Source organism: Amaricoccus sp. (assembly GCF_036846665.1).
GTDB lineage: Bacteria > Pseudomonadota > Alphaproteobacteria > Rhodobacterales > Rhodobacteraceae > Amaricoccus.
In genome coordinates, this window is the sequence record NZ_DAIUBO010000003.1 from 20,109 (window position 1) to 42,954 (window position 22,846).

Sequence of the window (22,846 nt, forward strand, 5' to 3'; positions counted from 1 at the left end):
CATCACTCGAACTCCAGGATGACGGCATCGACGGCGAGGCTGTCGCCGGGGCTGGCATGGATCTTCGCGACCCGCGCCCGGCGCTCGGCGCGCAGCACGTTCTCCATCTTCATCGCCTCGATCATGGCGAGCGACTGGCCGTCGAAGACCTCGTCGCCCTCGGCCACGTCGATGCGCACCACCAGCCCCGGCATCGGGCAGAGCAGGAGCTTCGAGGTGTCGGGCGGCGCCTTCTGCGGCATCTTCGCGGCCAGTTCCGCGTGGCGCGCCGAGCGCACCGAGACCTTGAGATCCGCGCCGCGGTAGCGCATGCGGTAGCCGCCGGGGATGCGGTCGAGCTTGACCGAGCGCGGCCGCCCGCCCACCGCGACCGCCACCACCGGATCCCAGAAGGCGCCGGCATGGTCGCTGGCGATCGTGAGGCGCGCGCCGTCCTCGAGCTCGATCACCGGGCCGCTGCCCTCCTCGATCACCCGCGCGGGCCAGGACCGCCCCGCCATGCCAACCACCCAGGTGTCGCCCACATGGCGCTCGTGATGCGAGAGCCGGCCGCTGATCCGCGCCGCCCGCTTCTCCCCGGCGTGATGCACCGCCACGGCCAGCGCCGCGAGATCGCGCAGCACCGCCTCCGGCAGATCCACGCCGGCGAAGCCCTCGGGATATTCCTCGGCGATGAAGGCGGTGGTGATCTCGCCCGACCGGAACCGCGGATGCTCCATCACCGCAGAGAGGAAGGGCAGGTTGTGGCCGATTCCCTCGACCTCGAATTCGTCGAGCGCCACGCCCATGGCCGCGATCGCGGCGGCGCGGTCCGGCGCCCAGGTGCAGAGCTTGGCGATCATCGGGTCGTAGTACATCGAGATCTCGCCGCCCTCGAAGACGCCGGTGTCGTTGCGCACCACCCGCTCCGCCTCGCGGATCTCCACCGGCGGGCGGTAGCGGGTGAGCCGGCCGATCGAGGGCAGGAAGTTGCGATAGGGGTCCTCGGCATAGAGCCGGCTCTCGATCGCCCAGCCGTCGAGGCGCACGTCCTGCTGCCCGATCGCCAGCCTCTCCCCCGCCGCCACCCGGATCATCTGCTCCACCAGGTCGATGCCGGTGATCAGCTCGGTCACGGGATGCTCGACCTGCAGCCGCGTGTTCATCTCCAGGAAGTAGAAGTTGCGCGCGCCGTCGACGATGAATTCCACCGTCCCGGCGGAGCAGTAGTCGACCGCCTTCGCCAGCGCGACCGCCTGCTCGCCCATCGCCCGGCGCGTGTCGGCATCGAGAAAGGGCGAGGGCGCCTCTTCGATGACCTTCTGGTTGCGCCGCTGGATCGAGCATTCCCGCTCGTGCAGGTAGATGCAATTGCCGTGCTGGTCGCCGAGCACCTGGATCTCGATGTGCCGCGGCTGGGTGACGAACTTCTCGATGAAGATGCGGTCGTCGCCGAAGCTCGAGGCCGCCTCCGAGCGCGACCGCTCGAAGCCCTCGCGCGCCTCCGCCTCGTCCCAGGCGATGCGCATGCCCTTGCCGCCACCCCCGGCCGAGGCCTTGATCATCACCGGATAGCCGATCTCCGTGGCGATGCGCGCGGCGTGCTCCGCATCGTCGATCAGCCCCATGAAGCCCGGCACCGTCGAGACGCCCGCCTCGGCTGCGAGCTTCTTCGAAGTGATCTTGTCGCCCATCGCCTCGATGGCGCCCACCGGCGGGCCGATGAAGGCGACGCCCTCCGCCGCCAGCGCCGCCGCGAAATCCGCGCGCTCCGACAGGAAGCCGTAGCCCGGATGCACCGCCTCGGCCCCGGTCGCCCGGATCGCCTCCAGGATGCGCTCGATCACGATATAGGACTGGCTCGCCGGCGCCGGGCCGATATGCACCGCCTCGTCGGCCATGCGCACATGCAGGGCATGGGCATCGGCGTCCGAATGCACGGCGACGGTCGCGATGCCCATCCGCCGGGCGGTCTTGATGACCCGGCAGGCGATTTCGCCCCGATTCGCGATCAGGATCTTCTCGAACATCGTTCCTCGCTCGCTCCTCCGCTCCGCCTCTCGCTCGCTCGGGGGTCCGTCACGGACCAATCGTCGGGCCCTGGCCCGGGATGAAGCCCGACGAAAGGCTGTCCTGCTGCAGCATCTGCTCGTTCAGCGCCGCGCGGTTCTCGGGCGAGGCCTCGGGGGCCGAGCCGCTCGCGCAGGCGGCGGTCATCAGCACGGCGGCGAGGCTCGCCAGTCCCTTGATGCGTTTCATCGTCTCGCTTCCTCTCAATTGGCGCCTCCCGGCGCAGGATCGCAGCGCGACGAGGCGGATGCGGGCGTCACCCATCCTCGAAGGCTTCCGGAAAACTCGCGCGCGCCCGCGCCTCGTCGATCACCAGCCGCGCCTCGTAGCTCGCGGGGTCGAAGGGATCGTCCGCCGGCAGGATCTCGCGCCCGAAGAGCCAGCCGAGCCGGCCGGCGTCGAGGTTGCCGCGCTCGAAGGGCTCCGCCCCGAACTGCGCCCAGAGTGCCGCCAGGAACGCCCGGTCGGCGGCGCGGTCGAGCGGCCGCCGGTCGGCGTAGCGCTCGCGCGCCTTCAGCGGCGTGGCGCCGTCGCGCGCCGCCCGGCGGATGGTGAACTGAAGGTCGGTTCCGGGCAGCCGGCCGGGGAAGCCGCGATGCTTCAGCACCCCCCGCCTCCCGCCGGCTGCGGCGTCCCGGTCAATCCTCGCCGAGATGCATCACCGCCACGCCCATCGAGACCGCCCCGAAGGTGAGCGCGGTCTGGAAGAAGAGCAGGAAGGTCGCGAGCCCGCTGGTGTCGCTTTCGAGCAGCCCCGCGAGGCCCGCCACGTCGAACCAGATCAGCACCAGCAGGAAGCTGCAGCCGATGACCATGCCGTTCGCGATATGGACCAGCATGAAGCGAATGAGCTTTGGCAGCGACATCCAGAGGCGGCGCATGGCGAAAGCTCCCGTCTTGAGCCATCTCTGGACATAGTGCGCCACTCGCCCGCTGTCCATCGGACGAGCCCTGGCCGACGGCGATCGGATGGGTCCGTTTCATGCCCCTCTCCCCCGCCCGCCCGATCACAGCGGAATGTTGTCGTGCTTCTTCCACGGGGTCTCCGCCCGCTTCGAGCGCAGGCCGGCGAAGGCCCGGGCCACCCGCCGCCGGGTGGAATGCGGCATGATCACCTCGTCGATGAAGCCCTTCTCCGCCGCCACGAAGGGATTGGCGAAACGCGCCTCGTAGTCCCGGGTCCGCGCCGCGATCTTCTCCGGCTGGGCGAGCTCGGAGCGATAGAGGATCTCCACCGCGCCCCGCGCGCCCATCACCGCGATCTCCGCCGTCGGCCAGGCGTAGTTCACGTCGCCGCGCAGGTGCTTGGAGCTCATCACGTCATAGGCCCCGCCATAGGCCTTGCGGGTGATGACCGTGACCTTGGGCACCGTCGCCTCGCCATAGGCGAAGAGCAGCTTGGCGCCGTGCTTGATGATGCCGCCGAATTCCTGCGCCGTGCCCGGCAGGAAGCCCGGCACGTCGACGAAGGTCAGGATCGGGATCGAGAAGGCGTCGCAGAAGCGCACGAAACGCGCCGCCTTGCGCGCCGAATCGATGTCGAGGCAGCCCGCCAGCACCAGCGGCTGGTTGGCCACCACCCCGATCGTCGAGCCCTCCAGCCGGATGAAGCCGGTCAGGATGTTCCGCGCGAAATCGGGCTGGATCTCGAAGAAATCGCCCTCGTCGGCGACCTTCCGGATCAGCTCCTTCATGTCGTAGGGCGTGTTCGCATTGGGGGGCACCAGCGTGTCGAGGCTCTCCTCGATGCGCTCGGGCGAATCGTAGAAGGGGCGCACCGGCGGCACCTCGCGATTCGACAGCGGCAGGAAGTCGAAGAGCCGGCGCACCTCCATCAGCGCGACGATGTCGTTCTCGTAGGCGCCGTCGGCGACCGAGGACCGGGTGGTATGGGTCTTGGCCCCGCCCAGATCCTCGGCGGTGACCACCTCGTTGGTCACGGTCTTCACCACGTCCGGGCCGGTGACGAACATGTAGGAGGAGTCGCGCACCATGAAGATGAAATCGGTCATGGCCGGCGAATAGACCGCGCCGCCGGCGCAGGGGCCCATGATCACCGAGATCTGCGGCACCACGCCGGAGGCGAGGATGTTGCGCTGGAACACCTCGCCATAGGCCGCGAGCGAGCCGACGCCCTCCTGGATGCGCGCGCCGCCGGAATCGTTGAGCCCGATCACCGGCGCGCCGTTGCGCATGGCCATGTCCATGATCTTGCAGATCTTCTGGCCATGGGTCTCGGAGACCGAGCCGCCGAAGACCGTGAAGTCCTGGCTGAAGGCATAGACCTGCCTTCCGTTGATCGTGCCCCAGCCGGTGACGACGCCGTCGCCGGGATAGCTGGTCGATCCCATGCCGAACTCGGCGCAGCGATGCGCCACGAACATGTCGAATTCCTCGAAGCTGCCCTCGTCGAGCAGCACCTCGAGGCGTTCGCGCGCCGTCAGCTTGCCCTTGGCGTGCTGCCCGTCGATGCGGCGCTGTCCCCCGCCGATCCGCGCCTCGGCGCGGCGGTCTTCTAGCTCTTCGAGGATGTGCTTCATGCGCCCCTTCCCCCTGCGGCCTGGGGCAGGCATTGCCAGATCGCCCGGATCGCGGCAAGCGGACATCGGCAGATTTGCAAAGCGTATTGCAAAGGCGTACTGCGAATTGCAATATTGCGAAGTCATGGCACAGCAGGCCAAGCTCTACGCCGGGGTCAAGCTGCGCGAGATCCGCGCGCGGCTGCGGCTGACCCAGGCCGAATACGCGGCGCGGCTCGGCGTCTCGCTCTCCTATCTCAACCAGATGGAGAACAACCACCGCCCGGTCTCGGCGAGGGTGATCCTCGCCCTGGTCGAGGAATTCGCCGTCGACGTGAGCGAGCTCGCCGCCGGCGCCCACGAGCGCATCGCTGCCGACATGCGCGAGGCGCTGGCCGATCCGGTCTTCGGCATGGTGCCGCCGCCGGGCGACATCCAGCTCGTCGCCTCCAACGCCCCCAACTTCGCCCGCGCCTTCCTCACCCTGCACCGGGCGCATCGCGAGACCCAGGACCGGCTCGCCCAGCTCAACGAGGCCATCGGCCGCGAGGAGGGCGCGCTCAGCCCGCTGCCCTGGGAGGAGGTGCGCGACTTCTTCCACTACTGCGACAATTACATCGACGCCATCGACCGCGCCGCCGAGCGCCTCGCCTCGCAGCTCGCCCCCGGCGACCGCCGCGCCGCGCTCGAAGCCCGGCTCGCCGAGCGCCACGGCATCGCGCTCGCGACCGAGCCCGGCGGCCCGCTGCGCCGCTTCGACGCCGGGGCGCGCAGGCTCACCCTCGCCGCCGAGGCCGCCCCGGCGAGCCAGGTCTTCCAGGCCCTGCACCAGGTCGCGATGATCGAGCACGACGACCTGCTCGAGGCGACGCTCGATCTCGCCCGCTTCCGCACCGAGGCGGCGCGGGCGATCTGCAAGACCGGGCTCGCCAATTACTTCGCCGGCGCGGCCCTCCTGCCCTACGGGCGCTTCCTCGAGCGCGCCGGCTCGGCGCGCCACGACATCGAGGCGCTGGCGCTCGAGTTCCAGGCCTCCATCGAGCAGGTCGCCCAGCGCCTCTCGACCCTGCAGCGCCCCGGCGCCAAGGGCGTGCCCTTCTTCTTCGTGCGCGTGGACCAGGCCGGCACCATCACCAAGCGCCATTCCGCCACGCGGCTGCAATTCGCCCGATTCGGCAGCGCCTGCCCCTTGTGGAACGTGCACCGCGCCTTCGAGACCCCGGGCCGCTTCCTGCGGCAGCTGGCCGAGACCCCGGACGGCGCGCGCTACCTCTGCCTCGCGCGCGACGTCTCCAAGCCCGGCGGCAGCTTCCGCGCGCCGGTGCGGCGCTACGCGATCGGCCTCGGCTGCGAGATCGCCCATGCCGGCGCGCTGGTCTATGCCGACGATCTCGACATGCGTAACGACGCCGCCTACCAGCCCATCGGCGTCTCCTGCCGCATCTGCGAGCGGCGCGACTGCCACCAGCGCGCCGTCCCGCCGCTCGAGCGCCCGCTCACGGTCGATCCCGACGAGCGCGGCCTGCTGCCCTACCGGATCGGCTAGAACTTGTAGACCGCGCCGAGCAGCAGATCGACGGTCTCGACCTGGGCTTCCCAGGAGAGGTTGTCCGGGCCGTCCAGCGTTCCGCTGTCGGTGGCGAAGTAGCGGACCTCACCCACGACCGACCAGTTCGGGTTCACCGCATAGCCGACGCCGCCGATCAGCTGCCAGGCGAGGGCATTGTCCCGCTTGAACGAGCCGATGTCGTCGATGTCCGATTCCATGTTGGCCCAGCCGAGGCCGCCGCCGACATAGGGCTGCACCGCGCCGCCCGCGCCCATCCCGTCGAACTTGTAGAGCGCGTTCAGCATGACCGCGTTGGAATTGGTCGTGCCGCCGCTCTCGCCGATGCCGGTGAGCTCGGTGGTCGTGTCCGCGTCGCGATAGGCGTATTCCAGCTCCAGCCCGAAGTTCGGCGTATAGTCGTAGCCGACCGCCGCGCCGAGCACGTAGCCGGTGTCGTAGCTGGCGTCGCCATCCGCGAGGAAGCTGCCGCCGCTGTTCACCTCGCCCGACTGGTCCTGCGGCCAGGTCGCGCCGCCGAAGCCCTTGACGTACCATTGCCCGCCGCTCATGAAGCCCTGCGCCGAAGCCGCTCCGGCGGCCAGCATCGTCCCCGCCGCCAGGGCGACCGCGAGTTTCGTGCGATCGAAGCCGTGCATTCTGCCCTCCTGTGCTGTCCGCGCCCGATCCGGGCGAAACGCCTCTCATGTTGGGGCGCCGCCCGCGAAGGTCAACGGCGTCCCCACGGATTCCGGCACGGGCCGCGAGACCGGGCCAAGGGGAGCGCCTCTGGCGTCGCGAACTCGCAGGGCGTGCCCAGTGCAACGATTCCGCCGAGGCCAGGCACCGCCGGGCAGCGATCACCCTAGAGACCCCGGACCCTGCCCTTGCAATGCCTGCCGGCCGCGTCCAAGATCGCCCGGGAAGGAGGGAGCCATGGTCGAGGAACCGGCAGCCGCGTCTCCGCGCATCTCGCGCAAGGCCCTCCTGGAGGCCCTGGCCGCGCTGGTGCTGCTCGCGCTCGCCTTCGCCGGCATCGCCGCCTCGGACGTGTCGGCGGCCGGCACACAGAGCTACTGGACCCTGATCACCCTGATCTTCGCCCTGGCTTCCTTCGCGGTCGACTGGCAGCATTCGGGTCCGGATTTCCGCGGTTCGCGCAGCGCCGTCCGTCTCGGCCTGCACTGGGCCGGGGTGTTCGCGGCGGTCCAGATCGTCTATTTCTTCATCGCCTCAGGCCGGTTGGCGAATGCCGACACCGGGCTCGTCAACGGGCTGATCCTCGCGCTCGGCACCTTCCTCTGCGGCGTCCATGTCAGCTGGCGCCTGATGGTGCTGGGGCTGGCGCTGGGCCTCGCCACCGGCGCGGTCGCCTATGTGGAACAGTATCTCTGGGTCTTGCTCGGCCTCGCGCTGCTCGCCGTCGTAGCACTTCTGCTCGGCACGCGGCTGACCCGTCGCACGATCGCCTGACCGCCGCCGCGGCCGGGCTTCAGGAGAAGGCCGCACCCCGCGCGGCGCGCATGGCATTCCTCCGGACCGATTGCGGCGGGGCGCCGGTGGCGCCTCTCGCGATCCGGTCGCCCGGAGGGGCGCGTCTCAGGCTTCCAGCGCCACCCAGATCGGAACGTGGTCGGAGGGCCTCTCGCGGCTGCGGATCTCCTTGTCGATCCCGCAGGCCGTCAGGCGGTCGGCCGCCTGCGGCGTCAGCAGCACATGGTCGATGCGGATGCCGTTGTTCTTCTGCCAGGCCCCGCCCTGGAAATCCCAGAAGGTGTAGATGCCGGGGCTCGCGTCGGTGGCGCGCAGCGCGTCCGTCAGGCCGAGATTGACGAGGCGGTGGAAGGCGGCGCGGGTCGGGGGCAGGAAGAGCGCGTCCGCTTCCCAGGCCTTGGGGTCGCGGCAGTCCTCGGCCTGCGGGATGACGTTGAAATCCCCCAGGATCACCGCCGCTTCCTCCGCCTCAAGCAGCGCGGCGGCGCGGCTCTCCAGCCGCTCCATCCAGGCGAGCTTGTAGTCGTATTTCGGGCCGGGCGCGGGATTGCCGTTGGGCAGGTAGAGGCCGCAGATGCGCAGGGCGGCATGCTCGCCCACGACGGTCGCCTCGATCCAGCGCGCCTGGTCGTCGGATGCGTCCCCGGGCAGGCCGCGGGCGACGTCCTCGAGCGGCAGGCGGGAGAGGATCGCGACGCCGTTGAAACCCTTCTGCCCATGGGTCGCGACATTGTATCCCGCATCCTCGATCTCGGAGCGCGGGAAGGCCTCGTCGAGCGACTTGATCTCCTGCAACACGGCGACGTCGGGCCGGGCCTCGGCCAGCCAGTCGAGCAGGGCCGGCAGGCGGGCCTTGATTCCATTGATGTTGAAGGAGGCGATCTTCATCCCCGGATCCCGCGCTGGCCTGGGCGGAGCCTAGGAGCGGGACCGAAGCACCGCAAGGGCGGCGGGCCGGAAAACGGTCTGGGCGAGCCATGCCGGCGCCATGCAAGGGCCTCGCACCGGCTGACCCGCCCCGCCCCCCGCAGGACGGCCGCGGCTCGATCCGCCGCGGGTCAGATCGAGAAGGAGGTGCCGCAGCCGCAGGAGGAGGTGGCGTTGGGGTTCTTGACCACGAAGCGGGCGCCGATCAGCTCGTCGGCGAAGTCGATCTCGGCATCGGCGAGGAAGGGCAGCGAGACCGGGTCGATCAGCACCCGCGACCCGTCCTTCTCCAGCACCAGGTCGTCGGAGGCGGGCGCGGGCTCGAGCGTGATGTCGTACTGGAAGCCCGAGCAGCCGCCGCCCTCGACGGCGACGCGCAGGCATTGCACGCCGGCGCCGATCTCGGCGAGCCGGGCGAAGGCGCGGTCGGTCACGCGCGGCGGGAGAGTTATGTCCATCTTTCGACCCCTGGCGGGATGCGTTAGAGGGAAGTTAGGCGCGGCAGGACCGCGAGACAAGACGGACGGCGGCCCGGAGATGCCAGCAGCCTTCGCAACCTCGCCCGCGATCAGCCGGGGCCGGCTCTTCGCGGAGGAGGATTCCACGCACCGGTCCTGCTACCAGCGCGACCGCGACCGGATCATCCATTCCTCCGCCTTCCGCCGCCTCAAGCACAAGACCCAGGTCTTCGTGGAGCACGAGGGCGATTACTACCGCACGCGGCTCACGCATTCGATCGAGGTGGCGCAGGTCGCGCGCACGCTGGCGCGCACGCTCGGGCTGAACGAGGAGCTCGCCGAGGCGGTGGCGCTCGCCCACGACCTCGGCCATCCGCCCTTCGGCCATACCGGCGAGGAGGCTTTGCAGGCGGTGATGGAACCCTGGGGCGGGTTCGATCACAACGCCCAGGCGCTGACCATCGTCACCCGGCTCGAGGCGCATTACGCCGAGTTCGACGGGCTGAACCTGACCTGGGAGACGCTGGAGGGCATCGCCAAGCACAACGGCCCGGTGAAGGGCGAGGTTCCGGCGGCGCTGGCGGATTATACCGCGCGGCACGACCTCGAGCTCGGGACGCATGCCAGCGCCGAGGCGCAGGTGGCGGCGATCTCCGACGACATCGCCTACAACAACCACGATCTCGCCGACGGGCTGCGCGCGGGGCTCTTCAGCCTCGAGGATCTGCGCGCGCTGCCGCTGATCGGGCGCTGCATCGCCGAGGTGGACGCGCGCTGGCCGGGGCTGGCGCCGGCGCGGCGCGAGCACGAGGCGCTGCGGCGCTTCTTCGGGCTCTTGGTCGAGGACGTACTGGCCACGAGCCGGGCGCGGATCGCCGAGCATGACCCGAAGGACGCCGCGGCGATCCGTCATCTCGGGGTGCCGGTGGTGCGCTTCTCGGAGGCGAGCTTCGCGGAGCTGAAGGTGATCCGCGAGTTTCTCTATCACCGCATGTACCGGCACTGGACGGTGCAGCGGATGCGGCGCAAGGCGCGCGCGGTGGTGCGCGAGCTCTTCGAGATGTTCCTCGACGCGCCGGAGCTCATGCCGCCGGAATGGAACGCCTGCGCCGGGCTCGGGACCGGCGCGCGGGCGCGGGTGGTCTCGGATTACATCGCCGGCATGACCGACCGCTTCGCGCTGCAGGAGCACCGCAAGCTGACCGACCCGGACGTGCGGGCATGAGATGGTGGACATTTTCGCCGCAATCGGGTTTCAGGATCTCGGTCCGGGTTGTCCGGACGGGCGACAGGATCGAAAGGCAGGCAAACAGGATGAGAATGACGGATTTCGCGAAGGTTTCCGGCGCGGCGCTGGTGGCGCTGGGCCTTCTGGGCTGCACGCCGCAGAACACCGGGAACCTCGTCAGCGCCAATCAGGCGCAGGGCGCGCAGTCGGTGTCCTTCGGCGAGATCATCGGCGCCCAGCCGGTGCAGGTGCAGGGCGGCAACAAGACGGCCGAGGTCGTGGGCACGCTGGCCGGCGGCCTGGCCGGCGGGCTGCTCGGCAACGAGGTCGGGGGCGGCCTCGGCCAGGACATCGCGACGGTGGCGGGCGCGACCGCGGGTGCCGCGGCGGGCAACCGGGTGGCCGGGGCGGCGACCACGGTGCAGTCGACCCAATGGACGGTCCGGCTCGACGACGGGCGCACCATCGCGGTCATCCAGGCCGAGCCGGTCTTCTCGATGGGCCAGCGGGTGCAGGTGATCCAGAGCGCCGACGGCACGACCCGGCTCCTGCCCTGAGGTTGGTCCGGCGCGTCCCGCGCGGCTGCGGTGCCGGCCCTTGTTGCCGGCCCGCAACAGCCGCGGAGAAGCTGCCGGGACATCTTCACCTGGGCGGCGGCCGCGCCGAAGATGCGGGATCGTGCAATGCTGATCGAGGTGAGATCATGACGGGACGATCGAGGTTCTTCGCGGCCGCGGCGATCGCGACGCTGGCGGCCGGCGCGGGCGCGGCCTCGGCGCAGGGGTTCGGCGGCTCCTTCTATCTCAAGGGCTTCGGCGGCGCGACCTGGCCCTCGGGCGAGGAGAACGAGCTGCAGTTCCTCGGCGGCGGCACCGATGTCGACGTCAAGCTCGACTACGACACCGGCTACGTGCTCGGGGTCGCGGTCGGATACAACTACACCCCGAACATCGGGCTGGAGCTGGAATACGGCTTCCGGCAGGCGGATCTGAAGGGTCAGGTCAGCGGCGACACGCGGTCGAACGCGGTGATGGTCAACGCGATCTACCGGCTCGACGGCATGGGGGCGGACGGCGCCTTCCAGCCCTATTTCGGCGCCGGCATCGGCGGGGCGAACATCGACCTGCAGTCGGAGGACGACGGATCCTTCGACAGCGGCGGGCTCTTCGCCTGGCAGCTGATCGGCGGCGTCGGCTACCGGCTCACGCCGGACTGGACGGTGATGGGCGAGGCGCGCTGGTATTCGGTCAACAGCGGATCGCTCGACGGCGCGGACGGGTTCTCGCTCGACTCCGGCTTCGAAAGCTTCGACCTGCTGCTGGGCGCGGCCTACAGCTTCTGACCGGGTGAATGCGACGCGGGCCGCGCCGGGCGCGGCCCTCTCCCAGGGCCCGGCCTCCGGATCTCCGCATCGGTCAACCGGAACGGCCACCGGCCCGGGACGTCACCCCGTCGCCCGGTCGCTCACCACATCCGCCCCGAAGAGCCAGTCGAATCGCCGCGTCAGCAGGCCCGGCGCCGTGACGCTCACCGCCCGCAGCCCCAGATGCGCGGCATCGCGAATGCCCGGCCGCAGGTGGAAGATCCGGCCGTTCCGCGCCGAAGCCCGCTGCACCCGCCCCGCCCGCGGCGCCCGCCGCGCCTCGTAGGCGAGAAGCCCGCGCTCCGGCGTCTCCGCCACGTCGAGCTCGGCGGCCAAGACCCAGGCATCCTCCAGCGCCATGGTCGCGCCCTGCGCGAGATAGGGCAGCATCGGATGGCAGGCATCGCCCAGGAGCGCGATCCGGCCCGTCACCCAGCGCGGCAGCGGCGGGTGATCGAAGAGCCCCCAGAGGAAGGTTTCCTCCACCCCCTCGAGCAGATCCGCCGCCGGCCCGCCCCAATCGGCGAAGGCCCGGCGCAGATTGGCCGGATCGTCCGCCTCCATCCAGCCCTCCGCCGTCCAGGAGGCGCGCTCCTCGACGGCCACGAAATTGACCTGCCGCCCGCCGCGCAGCGGATAGGTGACGAGATGCCGCCCCGGCCCGACCGTGACCCGCGCCACCTCGGCGAGCCCCGGCGCGCCCAGCCGCGCCGCATCGACCAGCCCGCGCCAGGCCACATGGCCGGTGAAGCGCGGCGGCTGCCCCTCCAGCCAGTCGGCGCGCAGGCGCGAGCGGATGCCGTCCGCGCCGACGACGATCTCCGCGGCATGCTCGGGGCCCGCCTCCGGCACCACCCGGAGCCCCTGCGCGGTGTCGGCCACCTGGGTGATCGCCGTGCCGAGGCGCAGCTCGACGCCGGCCTCGCGCGCGGCCTCCGCCAGCAGCGCCAGCAGATCGGCGCGGTGGAAATGCCAGTAGGGGCGGCCGTAGCGCGCGACGCTGGTCGGGCCCAGCGGCACGCGGGCGAGGATGCGGTCGGAGCGATGGTCGCGCAATTCGATGCCCTGGGGGAGGCCGGCCCGGGCCTCGGCGGCATCGCGCATCCCCAGCGCTTCCAGCACCGCCACGCCGTTGGGGGCGACCTGCAATCCGGCGCCGACCTCGCCGAGCGCCGGCGCCCGCTCGAAGACCGTGACCCTGGCCCGCCGCTGCGCCAGCGCCGTGGCGGCGGCGAGGCCGCCGATCCCCGCGCCGATCACCGCGATTTCGCGTCCCGCAAGCGCCATGCCATCCCCCCGGTCCGGACGGCCGCTCTATAGGACAGACTGCGCCCGGCGTCAGGCCGGAATCGACCCGCCTCCGCCCTCCGCCACCTCCCGGCTAGCGGCGGGCGCTCCGCAACAGGCGCTGCGCCTCGGCCCTGAGCTCGCCCGCGCGCAGCACGAGCGCCTCTTCGGCGGCGGCCGCGCGCCGCTGCTTCGGGGCGAAGCCGGAGGCGGCCATCGGCATGGCGGCCGCTGCCGAGCGCGCCGGCCGGATCGCCGCGATCATTCCCACCAGCCGGCCGGTGCGGTCGAACATCGGCCCGCCCGAGAACCCCGGCCGCACCCCGGGCAGAAGGGCGACGAGCCCGGGGCCGAAGCCGGTGGAATCGTTGGCCGGGTCGATGACGCGGCCGGCCAGCTCCAGCCGCGGCAGGCCGCGCCGGCCGCCGCCCGCATCGATCCCGGCCGCGACCACCGCGAGCCCCGCGACCCGGGGCGCATCCTCCCCCGGCACCGGCGGCGCGAGGCCGCCCGGCACCGAGAGCACCGCGAGATCCATGCGCGGGCTGATCGCGAGCACCATTCCCGCGCCCCTGGCGCGCCCCGGGCCGGAGGCGACGAGGTCGAGGCGCCCGCCGGGACGAAGCCCGCGCACCACATGCGCATTGGTGACCGCGAGCCCCTCGGCGATCACGAAGGCCGATCCGACGATCCTGCCGTTGAAGACCGTGAGGTGATGGTCGAGCGCCCGCCCCCCGCGCTCGGAGGCATCGCCCCGGAAGCCCAGCGCGCAGGCGAAGCCCAGGAGGACCGTCGCGACGATCATCCCCCTGCGACGCACGGCCAGCCGCGCGCCGACACCATGCCGGTCACCCATGATTTTCCCCACCCCAGCCGCCGGACCCCCATGCCGGCGCACGGGGAAAAGCTAGGCCGCGGCCCTTACCGCCCGGCTAACGCGACCCGGATCAGTGCCTAAACTTGATCGTTAAGCGATTTCTGCGCCCCGACCCTGCCGGAGCGGCGGCGGGCATAACTGCAACGATCGCCGGGAATCGGAAAGGTTGTGTTTGATTTCGCTGCACCACTTCGGGTAGTTCTACGAAAAGTTGAATCACTTTTGACCAGTATCCGCGAAACGATAGTGACGAGGGTTCCGATGCGCACGAAGCCTGGCCGCCCGACGCGGGCGCTCATCCTGCTCGGGGTCTCGGCCTTCGCCCTTGGCGCCTTCCCGGCCGTGGCCCAGTCGCCGCAGGGCGGGACCGTGGCCTCGGGCGCCGCGCGCATCTCGCAGACGACCCGGCAATCGACGATCCGCCAGACCTCGGAGCGCGCCGTCATCGACTGGAAGAGCTTCGACGTCGGCCGCGCGCACAGGGTCGTCTTCGACCAGCCGGGCAAGTCCTCGGCCACGCTCAACCGCGTCAATTCCGTGTCGAAGAGCGTCATCCAGGGCTCGATCACCGCGCCGGGCACCGTCATCATCCAGAACACCGCCGGGGTGCTCTTCTCCAAGGGGGCGAAGCTCGACTTGGGCGGGCTCGTGGCGACCTCGCAGACCGTCGATGCCGCGCGCTTCCAGCAGGGCGGCGGGCTCGCGATCGGCGGCGGCGAGCGCCCGGGCGCCCGGGTGGTCAACCAGGGCGAGGTGACGATCGGCGAGACGGGGCTGGCCGCGCTCGTCGGCGGCAATGTCGAGAATGCCGGCGCGATCTACGCCCGCACCGGCACGGTGGCCCTCGCCTCGGGCACCCGCACCACGATCGACCTGAACGGCGACGGCGCGATCCAGATCGCGGTCGACGGCAATCCCGCCCGGGGCGGGGTGGTCAATTCCGGCCTGATCGACGCGGGCGCGGGCCGCGTGCTCCTGACCGCCGGCGATGCCGCGAGCGCGATCGACAGCGTCATCAACACCACCGGCGTGATCCGCGCCGGCTCGAGCAGCGGCAGCGGCGGCAGGGTCGAGCTGACCGGCCGCGGCTCGGGCAAGGTCCGCATCGGCGGCACGGTCTCGGCCGCGGGCGCAACCGGCGGCGGCTCGGTCACGGTCACCGGCGAGACCGTCGCGGTCGAGGGCGCGGCCCGCATCGGCGCCCGCGGCGGCCATGACGGCGGCAATGTGCGCATCGGCGGCGACCTGCGCGGCAAGGGCCCGCTGCGCCGCGCCGACCATGTGACGATCGCCGAAGGTGCCGTGATCACCGCCACCGGGGAAACCGGCAGGGGCGGCACGGTGATCGCCTGGGCCGACGGCACCACGATCTTCGACGGGCGCATCGCGGCCGAAGGCGGCGCCGGCGGCGGGCTCGTCGAGACCTCCGGCAAGTTCGCGCTCGCCATCGGGCCGCTGGCCGCCGTCTCCACCGGCGCGGGCGGCACCTGGCTGCTCGATCCGCGCAACGTCGAGATCGACAACGGCGGCGCCGCCGTCTCGCCCGGCGTCAACAACCCGCCGGACGGACCCGGCATCTGGACGGTGAACACCAATTCGCTGCGCCAGGCGCTCAACGCCGGCGGCAAAGTGGTCATCACCACCGATGCCGACGGCACCACCCCGGGCAACCCCGGCAATTCCGACGGCGACATCGTCTTCCGGCGCGCGCTGAACTGGACCGGCAGCGGCGACCTCACGCTGCTCGCCGACGGCGACGTGGTCTTCGACGCCTCCGTCAGCACCAAGGACGGCGATTTCACCGCCACCGCCGGCGAGGACCTCCGCATCACGAATGCGATCCAGTCGAGCGGCACCGGCAACCTGATCCTGACCGCGGGCGAGGCCATCGCCATCGACGCCGACGTGCGCGCCACCGGGACCGGCCGCATCGCCATGCTGGCCCGCAAAGGCGACATCATCGGCACCTGGCGCCCCGCGGGCAATCTCCGGGTGACGACCCGAAGCGGCGACCTCGACCTCGAAGCCACGGAGGGGTCGGTGGTCCTGCGGCGGTTCAGCACCGCGTCCGCCGACAACATCCAGGTCTTCTCCGATTCGGGCGACCTGAACGTGACCGCCGGGGACAGGATCCGGATCCAGGGCGAAAGCGCGAGCGGCCGCTGGGTGCGGCTCGGCAGCTCCGGATCCTCCGGCGACGTGACGCTGACGGCACCATGGATCAAGGTCTTCGGCGGCAGCGCCGACAATACCTTCGCCGAGGTCGCCGCCGGCGAGGGCGGCTCGATCACCATGAACGCCGGGACGATCCTGCTGCGCAACGGCGTCTCGGAAGGCCGCGTCGCGGCGCTGAACCGGGCGGATCTGGCGATGCGGGCCGAAACCCAGAGCTGGGACGGCCCGGTGCGCGCGGGCACCGGCGGCGACAACGGCGGCAATGTCGCGCTTTCGGGTGCGATCACCGCCCTGGTCGAGCCGCTCTTCGGCCTCGCGGCGAACCGGACCTTCGTGCTCGAGCCCAGCACCCCCGGCGGCGCGCCCTCCTCCTACGCCTCTTCCGTCCGGCTCGGCGTCTCCACCTCCGGCACCGGGACCGTCGAGATCGGCGCGCCGGTCGAGGCGGCGCAGATCGCGCTCATCTCGCAGGAGCGCGTCGGCATCGGCGCGGGCGCCGGCCTGCGCGCGACGGGCGCCGGCGATTCGCTCGTGGTCGCCGCGGGGCGGCAGTTCCGCAACGATGCCGGCACCGACGCGCTGGAAACCACAACAGGCGGCGCGCGCTGGCTGCTCTACATCGACCGCTTCGACGGGCTGGTGGGAGCGGAGCCCACCTCGGGCAATTTCGACCTCTACGGCCGGCTCTTCGCCGACACGCCGCCCTCCCTGGTCACCTATGGCGGCAACCGCATCATCTACGGCGAGCGGCCGGTCCTGACCATCACCGGCGACACCCTCGACAAGACCTACGGCACCGCGGTGACGCCCGGGCTGACCGTCGCCGGCCTGCGCCCCGGCGACAGCCTCGGCACCGCGCTCGCGACCGGACCGGACGTGGCCAGCGACGGCGCCGCCGCGACCGCGCCCGTCGGCAGCTACGCCACCGACGTCACCGCCACGCCCTCCGACCAAGGCTACCGGCTCGACCTCCGCGACGGCCTGCTCACCGTCGACCCCGCCCTGCTGACGATCACCGCCGACGACAAGTCCCGCATCTACGGTTCCGCCAATCCGCCGCTCACCGCGAGCTATTCCGGCTTCGTGCTCGGCCAGGGCATCGCCGATCTCGACGGCACCCTGACGCTTGCCACCGCCGCCACCCAGGCGAGCGACGCGGGCAGCTACGCCATCACCGCCTCGGGCCAAAGCAGCGACAATTACGCGATCAGCTATGTCGACGGCACTATGAGTGTGGGCAAAGCCGCGCTCAGCGTCGTGGTCGACGACAAGTCCCGCACCTACGGCGCCGCCAATCCCTCGCTCACCGCGACCTTTACCGGCTTCGTGTTGGGCCAGGACGCCAGCGTGCTCGGCGGCGCGCTCACCACCAACGCGACGCAGGCCAGCAACGCCGGCCGCTACGCCATCACCGGCGACACGCTGACCAGCCGCAACTACGCCATCACCTCCACCGACGGCACTATGACCGTGGCCAAGGCCGCGCTCCGCGTCGTGGCGAACGACGCGAGCCGGCCGGAGGGAAGCGCGAACCCGCCCTTCACCGCCACCATCAGCGGCTTCGTGCTCGACCAGTCGATCGCCGATCTCGGGGGCGAACTCGCCTTCGCGACGCCCGCGACCCCCGCGAGCCCGGCGGGCAGCTACGCCATCACGCCCGAGGGGCTCGCGAGCCGGAACTACGCGATCGCCTATGTGGACGGCCTGCTCACGGTCACGCCGGGCGGCGCCCAGCCGCAGGCGCCCGCGCCCTTCGGCATCGCCGGGGCGGCGGAGCGGTTCGAGCGCGGCGTGCCGCCGCTGACGCCGGGGGACGCGACCTTCCGCACCACCATCGCCGAGGCGCCGCCGGCGCTGGCCGATCCGTTCCTGCTGACCTATTCGCTCGGCGACGTCGTGCAATACGTGCCGGCCGCTTCCGCGGCGCCCGCCGGCGCGGATGCCCAGGGCTTCGTGCCGGCCTCGGGCGGCCTCGCCGAAGGCGGCCTGGCCCAGGGCGGGAGCGCCGATTGCAGCGGCCCGATCAACCGGGCGGGCAGCGAGGCGGGCTGCACGCGGCAGACATTCGCGGAATCCTTCTGGACAACGAGGGCGGAAGAGAGCCAGTGACGCGCAGGATCCTCCATCTCGCGGCCACCGCGGCCGCATTCGCGGCGGCGCATCCCGCCTTCGCCCAGCCGGCGGTCGAGCTGATCCCGCCGCCGCCCCCCGGCGTCTTCGACCGGCCCGAAGGCGAGGTGAGCCCGCCCGAGGAGCCCGGCGCGGACGGCCCGATCGCCGAGGCGGTCGGCACCGGCCCGAGCTTCACCCTGCGCAACGTCAGCCTGCGTGGCGCGACGGCGATCCCGGAGGCGGAGCTCGCGCCGATCTGGGCGGAGCTCATCGGCACGCCGGTCACCCTGGCGACGCTCGAGGACATCGCGGCGCGGATCGGCGCGCGCTACCGCGCCCGGGGCTTCGTGCTGTCGCAGGCGCTGCTCCCGGCCCAGACCATCGAGCAGGGCGATGTCGAGATCGTGGTGGTCGAGGGCTTCGTCGACCGCATCGAGATCACCGGCGGCGCGGCGAACCAGCAGGCGCTGGCGAGTCGGCTCTTCGCGCCGGTGGTGGCCGAGCGCCCGGCGGCGCTGCCCACGCTGGAGCGCGCCGTGCTGCTCTCGCGCGACACCTTCGGGCCTTCGGTCGAGACGGTGCTGGAGCCCTCGCCGGACGTCTTCGCCGCCGCCGATCTCGGGGTGCTGATCACCCCCGACCCCTTCACCGGCTTCGCCGCGGTCGACAACCGCGGCTCGCGGCTCTACGGCACCTGGACGCTCAGCGCCGGCGGCTCGAGCTACAACCTGCTCGGCCTCAACGAGCGGCTCGACGGCCTGGTCGTGGCGGCGCCGGGCGACGGCTCGCTCGCCTTCGGGGGCGCGGTCTTCGACGCGCCGCTCGAGCCGCTGATCGGCACCTGGCTCGACGGCGGACGGCTGGAGATCTCGGGCAACTATTCGCACGCGGACCCCGATCTCGCCAAGAGCGGCTACCAGCAGGACCTGACGGTCACCACCCGCGAGACCGACCTCGCCGCCGGGCTGATCGTGCCCTTCGTGCGCACGCGCTCGCAGAACCTCTTCGGACGGCTCGCCCTCGGCTGGCGCGACAGCACCAGCGACACCGCCTTCACCGGCACCAGCGACACCTCGAGCACCGACCGGCTGTCGATCCTCGAGGCGCGGCTGACCTGGGACATCGCCGACCGCTTCGGCGGCGTGAACCTGGTGGACGCGAGCCTCAAGCAGGGGCTCGACATCCTCGGCGCCAGCATCGGCGACCCGGGCCCGGCCTCCGGCAGCACCGATTTCACCTATGGCTCGCTGGTGCTCTCGCGGCTGCAGCAGATCGGCACCGGCGATTGGTCGGTCTTCGGCGAGGCGATCGGGCAATACGCCGCGAACGTCCTGCCCAATACCGAGCGCTTCGGGCTCGGCGTCTCGACCATCGGCCGCGGCTTCGCGCCCGGCAATACCACGGGAGATTCCGGCTACGGCCTGCGGCTGGAGCTGCGCCGCGAATTCGGGCCGGAGATGATGGGCAATACCGGCCTCTCGGCGGCCCAGGGCTATGTCTTCGCCGATTACGGCCAGGCCTACGACCGGACCGGCGAGCGCGACGGCGAGCAATGGGAGCCGCTCGGCTCGGTGGGCATCGGCGCCCGGATCGACATCCGGCCCTGGCTCTCGATCACGCCGGAGATCGTGCGCCAGACCGAGGGCGTGGCCACCGACACCACCCGCTCCGGCCTCGAGACCCGCGGCTTCATCGGCGTCGTGGCGCGCTTCTGACCCCTCCCCCCGGCGCCGCGCCTCCGGTGCGGCGCTGGACGGCGGATGCCGCATCCCATAGAACGGCCGGGACCATGGGGGACCGGCGATGCGCATCCTGATCACCAATGACGACGGCATCACCGCGCCCGGCCTCGAAGTCGCCGAGGCGATCGCCGTGGAGATCGCCGGGGACGGGGGCGAGATCTGGGTCGTGGCCCCGGCCTTCGAGCAATCCGGAGTCTCGCATTGCGTCTCCTACATCCGGCCGATGCGCATCGAGCATCTCGCCGAGCGCCGCTATGCGGTCGAGGGCTCGCCGGCGGATTGCGTGCTCGCCGGGCTCAACGAGATCCTCGCGAAATCCCCGCCCGACCTCGTGCTCTCCGGCGTCAACCGCGGGCACAATGTCGCCGAGGACACGCTCTATTCCGGCACGGTGGGCGGCGCGATGGAGGGGGCGCTCCACGGCATTCCCTCGGTGGCGCTCTCGCAATACCACGCGCCGGGCGCCGCCGCCTCGGCCGATACCTTCGCCCCGGCCCGCGCCCATGGCGCCGGGGTGATCCGCCGCCTGCTCGCCCATGGCGTCTGGACCGGCGAGCGCTACGACGTCTTCTACAACGTCAACTTTCCCGCGCTCGACCCGGGCGCGGTGCGCGGCCTGCGCGCGACCGTCCAGGGCCATCGCGACGCCCCGACCTTCGGCGTCGCGCCGCAGACGGCGCCGAACGGCCGCAGCTTCCTCTGGCTCACCCACGGCCGCGGCAATGCCCATACCGCGCCCGGCACCGACAGCCGCGACTGCCACGACGGCTATATCACCGTCACGCCGCTCACGGCCGATCTGACCGCCCACGGCCTCGTCGCGCCCCTGGCCGGGGCCCTGGCCTGAGGAGCGCGCCATGGACCCCTTCGAGCGGCAGATGCAGTTCGTCTTCACCCTCCGCTCCCGCGGCGTGACCAATGCCGAAGTGCTCAAGGCGATGGAGGCGACGCCGCGCGAACGCTTCCTCGAAGGCATCTTCCAGGACCGCGCCTACGAGGACACGCCGCTGCCGATCTCCTGCGGCCAGACCATCAGCCAGCCGACGGTGGTCGGGCTGATGACCCAGGCGCTCGAGATCACGCGGCGCTGCAAGGTGCTCGAGATCGGCACCGGCTCGGGCTACCAGGCGGCGATCCTCGCCAGGCTCGCCCGGCGGGTCTATACCGTCGAGCGGCACCGGCGGCTGGCGCGCCGGGCGCGGGAGCTCTTCCTCGACCTCGGGCTGCACAATGTCACCGTGGTGCATGGCGACGGCTCGCTGGGACTGCCGGAACAGGCGCCCTTCGACCGGATCATCGTCACGGCGGCGGCCGAGGATGCGCCGGGCACGCTGATCGAGCAGCTGCGCGAGAACGGGATCATGGTGCTGCCGGTCGGCCAGAGCCATTCGGTGCAGCAGCTCATCAAGGTGGTCAAGACCGCCCAAGGGCTGGAATACACCGAGCTCGGCGCGGTCCGGTTCGTGCCCCTTGTCGAAGGCGTGGCACAGGATGTATTGGACTGAAGGGCAGGCACCATCATATGGGAGCGGGATGATGGCTTGGGGATGCCGGGGGCCGATACTGCGCAATCTGGCGGCGGGGGCCCTGATGATCGGGACCGCGGCCTGTAACCAGGGCGTCGGCGCGGGCGGCAGCGCCGCGGTGGTGCCCAATGCGGCGCCGGATTCCCGCGGCGTCATCACCTATGCCACCTATCAGGTGGCCGTGGCGCAGAACGGCGACACCATGGCGACCGTCGCCACCCGGGTCGGCACGACCCCCGAGGCGCTGGCGAGCCGCAACGCGCTGCCGCTCGACTACCGCCTGCGCGCGGGCGAGGTGCTGCTCCTGCCCGACAGCGTGCCGCGTCCCACCGGATCGGACCTGACCACCGGCGAGGTCTCGACGACCCCCCTGGGCTGGAGCCCGGAGCAGGCCTCGGCGGCGATCAACGGCGCGCCCGGCAACCCGCCGGCGGGCAATCCCTTCCAGAACGGCCAGGCCGATCCGCTGATCGACCCGGTCCGGCACCGGGTCGAGGCCGGCGAGACGGCCTATTCCATCGCGCGGCTCTACGGCGTCTCGGTGACGTCGCTCGCCTCGTGGAACGGCCTCGGCCCCGATCTCACCGTCCGGGTGAACCAGGAGCTGCTGATCCCCATCGTCAGCGACGCGAACCGCATCTCGGGCTCGGCCGATACCGAGCCGGGCCAGGGCACGCCGGTGACCGCGCCGCCCAGCGCCGCCGCGCCGCTGCCGCAGGACATCACCACCGCCGTCGCGCCGAGCTCGCCCAATCTCGGCCAGTACCGCACCCCGCCGGGCGGAAGGCTCTCGCCGCCGGTCAGCGGTTCCGTCAACCGGCCCTACAATCCCGCGAACCCCAACGGCATCGGCTATTCGGCCGCGCCGGGAACCCCGGTCAAGGCCGCGGCCGCCGGCGAGGTCGCGCTGATCTCCGAGGAGCTCGGCGGCCAGGGCACCATCGTGCTGATCCGCCACAACGACGACCTGATGACCACCTATTCGACCCTGTCGGACGTCACCGTCACCAAGGGCGCGACGGTCTCGGCCGGCGAGGTGATCGGCAAGGTCGCGCCCCGCGACAAGCCCGAGCTGCAGTTCGACGTATTCCGCGGCACGACCAGCGTGGATCCGACGCCCTACGTCGGCGGCTGAGGCGTGGCGCGCGAGCCCGTCCGGGTTCCCCATGCGCAGTGGAATTCGCTGCGGGACTTCTGGCACGGCCATGTGGAGGGCCGGGACCTCGGCACCGGCGTGACGGTGCTCTTCTACGCCAACGAGGAGAAGGGCAAGGGCCCGGGCTGGCACGTCCATCCCTATGACGAGGTCTTCATCATCCGCGAGGGCCGCGCGCTCTTCACCATCGGCGGGACCAGGATCGAGGCCGAGACCGGCGACGTGCTGCTCGGCCCCGCCGGGATCCCGCACAAGTTCGCCAATATCGGCGAGGGCCGCCTCGACACCGTCGACATCCACCTCAGCGACCGCTGGATCCAGACCGACCTGCCCGACCCGGAAACCGCCTGAGCCGGGTTCCGGCCGAACGGATCGGAAGAACACCCC

General features: G+C 71.5%; 21 protein-coding genes. 11 read left to right on the forward strand and 10 right to left on the reverse strand.

Going from position 1 to position 22,846, the window contains the following annotated elements:
* Positions 1–2 precede the first annotated feature (2 nt).
* The 5 genes from V7050_RS00630 to V7050_RS00650 all read right to left on the reverse strand — a co-directional run bounded on the left by V7050_RS00630 (position 3) and on the right by V7050_RS00650 (position 4,589).
* A complete protein-coding gene (locus V7050_RS00630; RefSeq protein ID WP_324365018.1) occupies positions 3–2,009 on the reverse strand; it encodes an acetyl/propionyl/methylcrotonyl-CoA carboxylase subunit alpha in 2,007 nt (668 codons plus the stop codon).
* 49 nt (positions 2,010–2,058) lie between these two features.
* Entirely contained in the window at positions 2,059–2,238 is a 180-nt protein-coding gene (locus tag V7050_RS00635; RefSeq protein ID WP_324365019.1) for a hypothetical protein, read from the reverse strand.
* Between the two features lie 67 nt (positions 2,239–2,305).
* Positions 2,306–2,656 carry a hypothetical protein gene (locus V7050_RS00640; protein WP_324365020.1) on the reverse strand — a complete coding sequence of 117 codons (351 nt, stop codon included), beginning with the start codon at positions 2,654–2,656 and terminating at the stop codon, positions 2,306–2,308.
* A 31-nt stretch (positions 2,657–2,687) separates the two neighbouring features.
* Complete coding sequence (locus V7050_RS00645) at positions 2,688–2,930, reverse strand: hypothetical protein (protein ID WP_324365021.1); 243 nt, start codon at positions 2,928–2,930, stop codon at positions 2,688–2,690.
* A 126-nt stretch (positions 2,931–3,056) separates the two neighbouring features.
* Complete coding sequence (locus tag V7050_RS00650; protein WP_324365023.1) at positions 3,057–4,589, reverse strand: acyl-CoA carboxylase subunit beta; 1,533 nt, start codon at positions 4,587–4,589, stop codon at positions 3,057–3,059.
* 124 nt (positions 4,590–4,713) lie between these two features.
* Between V7050_RS00650 and V7050_RS00655 the strand changes: the two genes are divergently transcribed.
* Positions 4,714–6,114, forward strand: a complete 1,401-nt coding sequence (locus tag V7050_RS00655) for a helix-turn-helix domain-containing protein (RefSeq protein ID WP_324365025.1) — start codon at positions 4,714–4,716, stop codon at positions 6,112–6,114.
* On the opposite strand, the gene V7050_RS00660 is transcribed toward V7050_RS00655, so the two are convergent.
* Positions 6,111–6,773, reverse strand: coding sequence for an outer membrane protein (locus V7050_RS00660; protein ID WP_324365027.1), 663 nt, complete (start codon positions 6,771–6,773; stop codon positions 6,111–6,113). The two genes, V7050_RS00655 and V7050_RS00660, sit on opposite strands and share 4 nt — an antisense overlap.
* A gap of 277 nt (positions 6,774–7,050) precedes the next feature.
* Between V7050_RS00660 and V7050_RS00665 the strand changes: the two genes are divergently transcribed.
* Positions 7,051–7,587, forward strand: a complete 537-nt coding sequence (locus V7050_RS00665) for a hypothetical protein (protein ID WP_324365029.1) — start codon at positions 7,051–7,053, stop codon at positions 7,585–7,587.
* 126 nt (positions 7,588–7,713) lie between these two features.
* Here the strand turns inward: V7050_RS00665 and xth are convergent, their stop codons facing one another.
* Together xth and V7050_RS00675 are read right to left on the reverse strand one after the other, a co-directional pair.
* The gene (xth, locus tag V7050_RS00670) at positions 7,714–8,496 is read right to left on the reverse strand and encodes an exodeoxyribonuclease III (protein ID WP_324365031.1); all 783 of its coding nucleotides are present in this window, start codon (positions 8,494–8,496) and stop codon (positions 7,714–7,716) included.
* A gap of 170 nt (positions 8,497–8,666) precedes the next feature.
* The gene (locus tag V7050_RS00675; RefSeq protein WP_324365058.1) at positions 8,667–8,987 is read right to left on the reverse strand and encodes a HesB/IscA family protein; all 321 of its coding nucleotides are present in this window, start codon (positions 8,985–8,987) and stop codon (positions 8,667–8,669) included.
* A gap of 85 nt (positions 8,988–9,072) precedes the next feature.
* Between V7050_RS00675 and V7050_RS00680 the strand changes: the two genes are divergently transcribed.
* From V7050_RS00680 to V7050_RS00690, 3 genes are all read left to right on the forward strand, one after another.
* Positions 9,073–10,218 carry a deoxyguanosinetriphosphate triphosphohydrolase gene (locus V7050_RS00680; RefSeq protein WP_324365033.1) on the forward strand — a complete coding sequence of 382 codons (1,146 nt, stop codon included), beginning with the start codon at positions 9,073–9,075 and terminating at the stop codon, positions 10,216–10,218.
* A gap of 95 nt (positions 10,219–10,313) precedes the next feature.
* Entirely contained in the window at positions 10,314–10,778 is a 465-nt protein-coding gene (locus V7050_RS00685; protein ID WP_324374071.1) for a glycine zipper 2TM domain-containing protein, read from the forward strand.
* 146 nt (positions 10,779–10,924) lie between these two features.
* A complete protein-coding gene (locus V7050_RS00690) occupies positions 10,925–11,563 on the forward strand; it encodes an outer membrane protein (protein WP_324365037.1) in 639 nt (212 codons plus the stop codon).
* A 102-nt stretch (positions 11,564–11,665) separates the two neighbouring features.
* Here V7050_RS00690 and V7050_RS00695 read toward each other — a convergent pair whose 3' ends face one another.
* On the reverse strand, positions 11,666–12,871 hold the full coding sequence (locus tag V7050_RS00695) for an FAD-dependent monooxygenase (RefSeq protein WP_324365039.1): 1,206 nt from the start codon (positions 12,869–12,871) through the stop codon (positions 11,666–11,668).
* Positions 12,872–12,965: 94 nt separating this feature from the next.
* A complete protein-coding gene (locus V7050_RS00700; RefSeq protein ID WP_324365041.1) occupies positions 12,966–13,727 on the reverse strand; it encodes a S1 family peptidase in 762 nt (253 codons plus the stop codon).
* 282 nt (positions 13,728–14,009) lie between these two features.
* On the opposite strand from V7050_RS00700, the gene V7050_RS00705 reads away from it, so the two are divergent.
* The 6 genes from V7050_RS00705 (at position 14,010) to V7050_RS00730 (ending at position 22,810) form a co-directional block, all read left to right on the forward strand.
* A complete protein-coding gene (locus V7050_RS00705) occupies positions 14,010–18,032 on the forward strand; it encodes an MBG domain-containing protein (protein ID WP_324374068.1) in 4,023 nt (1,340 codons plus the stop codon).
* Complete coding sequence (locus tag V7050_RS00710) at positions 18,029–19,750, forward strand: ShlB/FhaC/HecB family hemolysin secretion/activation protein (protein ID WP_324365048.1); 1,722 nt, start codon at positions 18,029–18,031, stop codon at positions 19,748–19,750. The genes V7050_RS00705 and V7050_RS00710 overlap by 4 nt, the downstream gene beginning before the upstream one ends.
* Before the next feature lie 88 nt (positions 19,751–19,838).
* Entirely contained in the window at positions 19,839–20,624 is a 786-nt protein-coding gene (gene surE, locus V7050_RS00715; RefSeq protein ID WP_324365050.1) for a 5'/3'-nucleotidase SurE, read from the forward strand.
* Between the two features lie 10 nt (positions 20,625–20,634).
* Positions 20,635–21,282 carry a protein-L-isoaspartate(D-aspartate) O-methyltransferase gene (locus tag V7050_RS00720; protein ID WP_324365052.1) on the forward strand — a complete coding sequence of 216 codons (648 nt, stop codon included), beginning with the start codon at positions 20,635–20,637 and terminating at the stop codon, positions 21,280–21,282.
* Positions 21,283–21,367: 85 nt separating this feature from the next.
* On the forward strand, positions 21,368–22,438 hold the full coding sequence (locus V7050_RS00725; RefSeq protein WP_324365054.1) for a LysM peptidoglycan-binding domain-containing M23 family metallopeptidase: 1,071 nt from the start codon (positions 21,368–21,370) through the stop codon (positions 22,436–22,438).
* A gap of 3 nt (positions 22,439–22,441) precedes the next feature.
* Complete coding sequence (locus V7050_RS00730; RefSeq protein ID WP_324365056.1) at positions 22,442–22,810, forward strand: cupin domain-containing protein; 369 nt, start codon at positions 22,442–22,444, stop codon at positions 22,808–22,810.
* The last annotated feature ends 36 nt before the right edge of the window (positions 22,811–22,846 follow it).